Annotated in this window: 6 protein-coding genes; 5 read left to right on the plus strand and 1 reads right to left on the minus strand. The window is 60.7% G+C overall.

What is annotated here, in order from left to right; genetic code table 11:
* The 5 genes from AC2FNU_RS23585 to AC2FNU_RS23605 form a co-directional block, all read left to right on the plus strand.
* Positions 1 to 1,551, plus strand: a 1,551-nt coding sequence (locus AC2FNU_RS23585; protein WP_496793529.1) for an oligosaccharide flippase family protein, incomplete at its 5' end; no start/stop codon positions are given.
* Entirely contained in the window at positions 1,548 to 2,645 is a 1,098-nt protein-coding gene (locus tag AC2FNU_RS23590; RefSeq protein ID WP_496793533.1) for a glycosyltransferase family 2 protein, read from the plus strand. The genes AC2FNU_RS23585 and AC2FNU_RS23590, both read left to right, overlap by 4 nt.
* On the plus strand, positions 2,642 to 3,586 hold the full coding sequence (locus AC2FNU_RS23595) for a sulfotransferase family protein (RefSeq protein WP_496793535.1): 945 nt from the start codon (positions 2,642 to 2,644) through the stop codon (positions 3,584 to 3,586). The genes AC2FNU_RS23590 and AC2FNU_RS23595 overlap by 4 nt, the downstream gene beginning before the upstream one ends.
* Entirely contained in the window at positions 3,586 to 4,629 is a 1,044-nt protein-coding gene (locus AC2FNU_RS23600; protein WP_496793537.1) for a lipid II:glycine glycyltransferase FemX, read from the plus strand. Before AC2FNU_RS23595 ends, AC2FNU_RS23600 begins: the two co-directional genes overlap by 1 nt.
* Positions 4,626 to 5,309 (plus strand): polysaccharide deacetylase family protein, encoded by a 684-nt coding sequence (locus tag AC2FNU_RS23605; protein ID WP_496793539.1) that lies wholly within the window; start codon positions 4,626 to 4,628, stop codon positions 5,307 to 5,309. The genes AC2FNU_RS23600 and AC2FNU_RS23605 overlap by 4 nt, the downstream gene beginning before the upstream one ends.
* Here the strand turns inward: AC2FNU_RS23605 and AC2FNU_RS23610 are convergent.
* Positions 5,296 to 5,943 (minus strand): O-antigen ligase family protein (locus AC2FNU_RS23610; RefSeq protein ID WP_496793542.1); only part of this gene is annotated, 648 nt, incomplete at its 5' end. The two genes, AC2FNU_RS23605 and AC2FNU_RS23610, sit on opposite strands and share 14 nt — an antisense overlap.

Here is a 5,943-nt window from a genome sequence, read left to right on the forward strand (position 1 = left end):
CCTGAAGCCGCATCGGGGCAGCGCGCTCCAAACCGTAAGACATCGGTCGTTACAGGGGCAGCGACGCTGTTTGCCTCAAGCATCTTCAGCCAGATCCTTGGCCTTGCGACACTGATTGTCACCGCACGGCTGCTTACACCGACGGATTTCGGTGTCATTGCCTATTTCGTGATTGCCGTCGCGCTGCTTGAAATCATTCAGCGGGCCGTCTCGATGACGCTGATCCGCCAGCCCGACATCACCGAAGCGCATCTGAACACGGTGTTCACGATGCAGGTTTTGCTGGGGCTTGGTGCTGCGGGTCTGATCTGGCTCAGCACCCCCTTGATGCCAATGCTGGGCCTGCCAGAGCTGACCGAGCTTATTCCGGCGTTGTGCATCATCTCGGTTCTCATATCGCTCAAGAGCCCACGCTTTCCGCTGCTGGAACGTGATCTGCGCTTTGCTTTTGTGGCGGGTGAAGAGGCCATAAGCCGTTTTGTATACACGGTTTTTGCCATTCTTCTGGCCTGGATCTGGCGGGATTTCTGGGCGGTTGTCGTCGCCAATTTCCTGACCCAGGTCGCCCGTGTCATCTGGACCTATTCCACCGCACCCATGTGGCCCAGACTGACCCTCAGCCGCTGGCGGGACTGCCTGAACATCTCATCCTGGTCCCTGGGGGCCCAGATCACGCAGTTCCTGACCACAAACACACCCCAGCTGATCATCGGCGCGACCCTGGGCCTAGCGGATGCGGGTACGTTCCGGATCGGCTTTCGCCTGGTATCGCTGTTCACAAATCAGGCCATCGCCCCCCTGGAGCGGGTGATCTATCCGGCACTGGCACATATTTCGCGAACCGACGGCACCACGCAGAAAGCCTTTGAGCAGACCAATGCCATTCTTCTTGGGATCATCATCCCGGTCAGTGTCGGCATGGCGCTGGTCGCCAACCACATGATTATCGTGGTCATCGGCTGGCAATGGCTGGCAGCAGCGCAGGTGATCTGGGTCCTTGCCCCTTTGAAAGCCATCGAAACCCTGCAGGCCAATGTCCGTTCTGCAAGCTATGTCAAAGGCGATACAAAGCGCCTGTGCATCCGAAACAGCATTCTGCTGGTGGTCACCATCGTGCTGATGCTCATCGGGTCGAGCTTTGGCTATTTTGGCGCGATCCTCGGCACTGGGTTGTCCAGTGTGTTTGCGATTTTCCTGACCCTGATCATGGCCCGGGATTTTGGCACAGGCGGCTTTTTCGGACCTATTCTTGTGGCCTGGCGCAGCATTGTGTCCACGCTTGTCATGGTTGCTGTGGTGCTTTTGGTCGGAGGCGCTTTGGGCAACCACGATCAGGTCGGCTGGGCCTTCAACTCACCTGACGATCTGCCGCTGCTGCGTATCCGCTTCCTTGCCAAAGTCCTGGCCGGTGTGATCGCCTATGTCGGGACACATCTGTTCCTGTGGCATCTGTCCAAACGCCCCGAAGGCTTTGAAAGCGCAGCCCTCAGCCTTGCCGGCGGGGTGTGCAGGCATGTCTTCACCCGCGGCCCGAGGGGAGAGAGCTCATGACCCCAAGCATCGGTTGGGGCGCATTCAACGGGCGGTCCCGAGTATGTCTGGCGCCACATCAGGACGGAAGCCGAGCCGTGACCCACGCTGTCGAACCTTCCCCGGCAGGCGGGACGGACACTGCTGTCGATCTCAGTGTGCTGATCGTGAATTACAACACACGTGACATCACCTCTGCGGCGATCCGGTCGATTTTGGAACACTGCGGCGATCTGCGGGTCGAGATCATTGTCATCGATAATGACTCAAGCGATGGCAGCGTTGCGGGGTTGCGGGCGGACTTTCCCCGCATCAACGTCATCGCAGCCGGGTATAATGGCGGCTATGCCTGGGGCAATAACATCGGCATCCGGCAGGCGCAGGGTCGATACATTCTGGTTCTGAACCCCGATGCACAGGTTTACGATGGCACGCTTGAACGCGCCGTGGCTTATCTGGATGCCAACCCCGAGGTCGGCGTGCTGGCGGGCCATGTCTCGCTGGAGAACGGCACACAGCAACCCACGCTGTTCCGCGAAATCTCTCTCAGCAGCATTTTCTGGAACATTCTGGTGCCCAACCGCATCCTCAGAAAAACACGGCTGTTCGGGGATCAGCGTTATGCGTCGCGCCCGCGCGACACGGTACAGGATGTCGACATCGTTGCCGGGTGCTTCATGATGCTGCCCAGACATGTCATCGATGAGGTTGGCATGATGAATGACCGGTTCTTCATGTATAGCGAGGAATCAGAATGGTGTTGGCGGGTCCGGCAGGCCGGGCTCAAGGTGCGGTACAACCCCGACATCCGGCTGATGCATTACGGGGCTGTGTCCACCGGGCAGATATCGCCCTGGAAATCCGTTGAAATCGCCAAGGGTCATATTCTGTTTCTGCGCTTCACGCGCGGCCCTCTGGTGGCGTGGCTCGGAACCCTGCTGATGGCCGTGGGCGATGCCCTGCGCGCTCTCTGGTTCTTGCCCAAAAGCCTGTTGCGACCCGGCAACGAAGGGGCCAAAGCCTGGCGGGCCAGGTTTCTGTTTCTGCTCGGCGCGTTGGTCAGACCGCCACACGGACAGACGCCGCCCCATCCCAAACCGGATCAACCGGCATGAAAGCTCTGGCAAAATCGATCACGCGCAGCACGGTGCATACGCTTCTGGCCCCGTTTGAATCCAGAATGATCGCACAGCACCCGATTGCACGATGGCCCCATGTCTTCATTCTGGGGGCCCCACGGTCTGGAACCTCGCTGTTTTATGAGCTCATGACGACCGGCTTCGAATTCGCCTATTTCTCGAATCTGGCGCACCGCTTCTACAAGACACCTCTGGCCGCGACCCGTCTGGGTGGATGGATGATCGCGCCCCATACCCCTGCCTATCAAAGCGATTACGGTCATATTTCCGGCTGGGCTGCCCCAAATGAGGGCGGGTGGATCTGGCAACGCTGGCTCGAGGATGGCCCGTGGACAGACGAACGTGTTCTGCCGACGCTGCCCGTCGACGAAATCCGGGCAACGCTGGCGGGGATGTCCGCACTGGCTGAGGCGCCTTTCATCAACAAGAATGTCATGCATTCCAACCGCGTCCGGCTGCTGGATGCGCTGTTTCCCGGCTGCCTGTTTCTTGAGGTGCGGCGCGATGCGAGTGACACCGCCCGCTCGATCATCCGGGCGCAACGGCGCAACAAGGGGCCCAAACCCGATCAACAGGCATGGTGGTCCGTTCGCCCCTCAAATGCGGGCGGCGATACCCTGATCGAACGCGCTTGCCGACAGGTTCTTGGGGTTGCGCAGGACATTGAACGCGATTGCACCCATATCGGGCCGGATCGACATCTCCGGGTCGATTACGAAGCACTTTGCGCCAATCCTGAACATGTCCTGAAGGATGTAGCCCGGTTTCTGAGGCCCCATGGCCTGCCTGTAACCCCGCGCGCCGACGCGCCGGTGCCAACCGGGTTTACCCTGCGTGCTTCAAAACCGCTCGCCGAAGACGAGGAAGCGCAGTTGGCGCGTCTGCTGGTCACCCAACCGATGGCGGTGAAAAGCTGATGGCAGCGCACGCGCTCTCCCTACACCGGGTCGCCCCGGAAGACTGGCCTGCCCTCAGCGCGCTGTTTGACGATCTGACCTTTGAGCAGACCCTCACCTATGCGCAGGCAGCCGCCCGTCGGATTGGCGCAGAAGCCGAGTTCATCTGCCTGCAGGACCCGCTGGGCACACCGGTGGCCGCCGCCTGTCTCAGGATCAAACGGGTTCCGGTTCTCAGCAGCGGGATCGCCTGGATTGCGGGCGGCCCGATGATCCAGCCGGTGGAGCACCCATATCCGCCGCCGGATCTGCAACAGGCCATCTTTTCCGCTTTGCGCGACTATGCGCAGCAGGCCGGCCATATCATGCGGCTACGGCTGCCCGCAGCCATCGCGCATGACCCGGCAGCGCTCGACCCGATTGCAGATGCGGCGGGCTTTCAGCCAACAGACCGCTCGCCCCGGCAGCGCACCGTGATCATCGACTGCGCACAGGACGAAGACACCCTGATGCAAAATCTGCACGGGAAATGGCGGAACGCCCTGCGCAAAGCCCTAAAATCCGGTCTGGAGCTTGATATCGCGCCTATCTCGGAAGCTGCTGAGCGGTTTCAGAGCTTGTACCAGGAAGTTCAGACCACCAAAGGGTTCCAGACGGATATCCCGCCTGAATTCTACTATACCCTCACGGGCCCGGATTTCTCTCATGACGTTCTGTTCGCCCGACAGGACGGGGTCGATATTGCCGGGATGACCATCGGGCAGGCCGGGCGCAGGGCTGTCTATATCTTTGGCGCCACCACACAGGCGGGCCGCCGCCCCAATGCTGGCCATTTCCTGATGTGGCACTCTATCCTGCGGTGCCGTGACCAAGGTCTGAGGTGGTATGATCTGAATGGCCTGGACCCCGAGATCAATCCCACCGTCGCACAGTTCAAGCTGCGCACTGGCGGCACTGACCTGATGGCCGCGGGCCCGTATGAGTTCCGCCCCGGTGGCCTGAAACCCACTCTGGTCAGCGCTGCCGAGACGGCACATGGCTATTTGAAGAAAGCGCGCGCATGACCGGTTTGGTGGGGATCAACTTTCACGGCATCGGAACACCCCAGCGCGATCTGGAGCCGGGCGAGGGGCCCTATTGGATCTCACCCCGGCAGTTTCATGACGTGCTTGACCGGATCGCGGCCGCCCCCGACCCCACCCGTTTCACGATCACGTTCGACGACAGCAACCTGTCGGACCATGACATCGCCCTGCCCGCCCTGGTCGAGCGCGGGTTGCGCGGCCGGTTCTTTGTTTTGACAGGGCGCATCGGACAGGCAGGATCGCTTGACGCCGCGCACCTGCGGGCGTTGTCAAACGCAGGGATGACGATCGGCAGTCACGGCATCCGGCACGTTGCCTGGACCGGATTGGACAAGGCCGAATTGGTGTGTGAATTGCAGGACTCGCGGACCCAGTTGGAAGACATCTGCGGACATCCCGTGACCGAGGCAGGTATTCCCTTCGGCTTATATGACGCCAGGGTCCTGAGGGGCTTGCAGGCGGCAGGGTATACAGCAGCCTGGTCCAGCGATGGCGGTCGCTTTCGGCAGGACGCGTTCCTGCGCCCCCGCACCTCACTGCAGGGCAGCATGAACAGCTCGGACCTAGACGCCATCCTCTCGGGCCGGATGGCCCCGTTGCGCCGCTTGCGCCGCGCAGTGGGCATGGTACGGAAACGCTGGACCGTTATCGGGCCCTGACCGTCCGGGGCGGCGGTGCCCTTCTGCGCCTGCCGGAACTTCGGGCAACGCGCGCGACCTGAGCCGGGGCGTCCCCCTGGGTTTCAGGGCGAGGCAGATCTTTGGGAAACCGTGTATAGCGCATCGTTTTCTGCCCGTCCGCCTCCGGCAGCGCGCTGGCCTCTCCATCCTGCGTCTCATCCGCATCAAGGATCCAGACACACGCCCCCAGCAGGAACATCAGGAAACAGAACGTGGCATCCCACAGATGTACCGTCACAGCCGATACGCACAGGCCGGTCAAGGAAATCAGATAGCCCAGTCGCGCATCTGCCAGCGCACCGGTCAAAGGCTTGCGGACAAGCTGCGTGTAAATCGCGATCACAGAGCCCAGCAAAAGAAACAGCCCCGGGAACCCATGTCGCATGGTGATGACCAGCCAGAAATTGTCGACGCTGTTCAACAGATACATCCAGGCCGGGCGGGTCCAGTCATTCAGGCCAATCCCGAAAATCGGATTTCGCATGATGTCATCTGTTGCGAAGTTGAACGTATTGATCCTGGCCCAGGCTGTCCCAGGCGTCAGTGTCATATGTGTTGCAAAGATCTCGAACACATTTCGGTTCGAGCCGATTTCGGCAATCAGCATCAGAAG

It is taken from the genome of Ruegeria sp. BHSB064 (genome assembly GCF_059613205.1).